This window comes from Acidithiobacillus sp. TH-A36, from assembly GCF_057473445.1.
The window spans coordinates 1-2,308 of sequence record NZ_JBYCKP010000528.1 but is presented as its reverse complement, the minus strand read 5'-3'; the positions used below and the strand labels follow the sequence as shown (position 1 = coordinate 2,308).

The window sequence follows — 2,308 nt, the reverse complement described above, 5'->3', positions numbered from 1 at the left end:
TGGGCGTGATGCCGTTGTTGCGGGCTAACGTGTCCGTTCAGGGCTTGCAATTGAAGCCGCTCACGGACGCTTTTCATTTTGGGTATATCAGCGGGGTTTTGGATGGAAATCTCCGCAATTTGTACTTGTTGAACTGGTCTCCAGAAGCTTTTCAGGGACATTTTGAAACCGTCAAGACGCCTGGGGTTCCCCAAAAAATCAGTTATCAGGCGGTTCAGAGTATTACCAAGCTGGGCGGGGGAGACGGGATCAGCGGCTTCTTCCAGGGCATGTTTTTGCGGATGTTCAATACCTTCAGTTACAGTCATCTGGGGATGGGCGTTGATCTATCTAATGGCGTGGCAGAACTTTCCGGCGTCCATCCGGAAAATGGTGGCTTTGTCATTTTGCAGGGACAAGGACTGCCCAGGGTGGATATAGTGGGGTACAATCGTCGGGTGAGTTGGGATGAGTTGCTGGCAAGACTGAAAACGGCCATGGAAACCGGCCCGCAGATGCACACAGGAGAATAGACAGGATGATGAAGCAAGCTTTGCTGAAAAACCGAACCTGGCAGGCACTGCTGATGCTGGGCATGCTGATGGGGCTTTCGGCTTGCGTCACGGTAAATATTTATTTTCCGGCAGCTGCTGCCAAACGTCTTGCTGATCAGGTGGTGGGTGAAGTTTACAAGGCTGCAGCCCATGGTGCCGTTTCGACGCCCACAGCGCCCACCCTTTCAGCACCGGCTCAGGTGGCTCCTGCCCCTGCCGTGCCCGCAGCTGCACCAGCCCCCAGTGCTTTTGAGCGTCTGACACCGGCTCATGTGGCCGGTTATCTGCTGGCAACGAGCTTTTCGGCATTGAGTACACCGGCCGAGGCGGCAGCCGATCTGAATGCTTCCAGTCCCGGGGTGCAGGCCGCACGGGCCCAGTTGGAATCCATTGCCGCGCAGATGCGTCCCTATTTTGAAAGTGGTGCCGTTGGCTGGACGGCCAACGGGCTGGTTGCCATTCATGATGCTTCCGCAGTGCCTTTGCAGGCACGCGCCGGCCTCAGTGGCCTGGTTAGCAGCAATAACAGTATCTTGCAGAATCTTTACCAACAAATAGCCAATGCCAATGGTCATCCTGATTGGGAAGGGCAAATTCAGCAGACTTTTGCCCAGACCTGGATCAGCAAGGCCCCTGCAGGATACTGGTATCAGAACGCCAGTGGTCAGTGGCAGAAGAAATAAACACCATTTTGCAGAATATTCTGGTTTTTGATATCGAAACGATTCCGGATATTTCCGGAGGTCGGCGTCTGCATGGTATTGATCTTGCCGATGATGCGGGAGTGGCCGAATTGCTGCAGCATCAACGCCGAATTGAAACCCAGGGTGCCAGCGAGTTTTTACGCCCTTATCTGCATCAGGTGGTCGCCATTTCAGCGCTTTGGTGGCAAGGCGATCAGGTTAAACTCAGCAGCTTTGGCGCGATTGAGGATCCGGAAGCGACGCTGGTTCATGCTTTTTTTCAGATGATTCAGCGTCACGCTCCACAGTTGGTGTCCTGGAATGGTGCAGCCTTTGATTTACCGGTGTTGCACTATCGGGCTTTTTTGCACGGCATTCCGGCAACGCGGTACTGGGAACAGGGGCAAAACGAACCCAACTATCGCTGGAATAATTATACCAGTCGTTATCATGAGCGCCATCTGGATCTTATGGATGTGCTTTCTGCTTACCAGGCGCGTAATGTTGCGCGCTTGCAGGACATGGCTCTGTTGCTGGGGCTGCCGGGCAAACTCGGCATGAGCGGTGCGGAGGTCCTGAATCATTATCAGCAGGGCGAAAAACAAGCCATTCGCCAGTACTGCGAAGTGGACGTTCTGAATACTGCGCTGCTGCATTTGCGCTTTGAGTTGACCCGGGGGCATCTGGACAAGTTGGCTTATGAGGCGCGTCAGAACCAGTTGCGCAGCTATTTACAGGGCCGTGATGAAGCCCATATCCGCGAGTTTCTGGACTTGTGGCCGGAGAACCTGCATGTCGCGTCCTAAGCCTATTCGCGATGCAGCGCCTGAGCGGGTACTCATTGAAAGCCTGGATGCAGAAGGACGGGGTGTTGCCCGGGTGGACGGCAAGGTGCTTTTTGTCGATGGCGCCCTGCCGGGAGAAGAGGTCATGGCCCGGCGCACTGAAAATCACAAAACTTTTGAACGGGCCGAAACGGTCACGCTCCTGAAAATTTCTTCATTGCGGGTAACACCCCCCTGTCCTCATTTTGGATTGTGCGGCGGTTGCAGTTTGCAGCATCTGGATGTGAGCGCGCAGGTGGCCATCAAG

At 54.5% G+C, this 2,308-nt stretch carries 3 protein-coding genes and 1 pseudogene; all 4 read left to right on the top strand.

Annotation, left to right across the window (positions count from 1 at the left end; translation table 11 throughout):
- A pseudogene (locus AC2VLY_RS13430) lies at nucleotides 1-512 on the top strand (hypothetical protein); the annotation flags it as partial.
- 5 nt (nucleotides 513-517) lie between these two features.
- Nucleotides 518-1,216 carry a DUF1318 domain-containing protein gene (locus AC2VLY_RS13425; protein ID WP_486891883.1) on the top strand — a complete coding sequence of 233 codons (699 nt, stop codon included), beginning with the start codon at nucleotides 518-520 and terminating at the stop codon, nucleotides 1,214-1,216.
- Complete coding sequence (locus AC2VLY_RS13420) at nucleotides 1,201-2,022, top strand: 3'-5' exonuclease (protein ID WP_300251380.1); 822 nt, start codon at nucleotides 1,201-1,203, stop codon at nucleotides 2,020-2,022. The genes AC2VLY_RS13425 and AC2VLY_RS13420 overlap by 16 nt, the downstream gene beginning before the upstream one ends.
- Nucleotides 2,009-2,308: TRAM domain-containing protein (locus tag AC2VLY_RS13415; RefSeq protein ID WP_486922440.1), on the top strand; the 300-nt coding region annotated here is incomplete at its 3' end. The genes AC2VLY_RS13420 and AC2VLY_RS13415, both read left to right, overlap by 14 nt.

Bases quoted from the DNA above. Each gene is read 5' to 3' on its own strand.
- AC2VLY_RS13425 (WP_486891883.1), top strand. From the start codon at position 518: ATGATGAAGCAAGCTTTGCTGAAAAACCGAACCTGGCAGGCACTGCTG.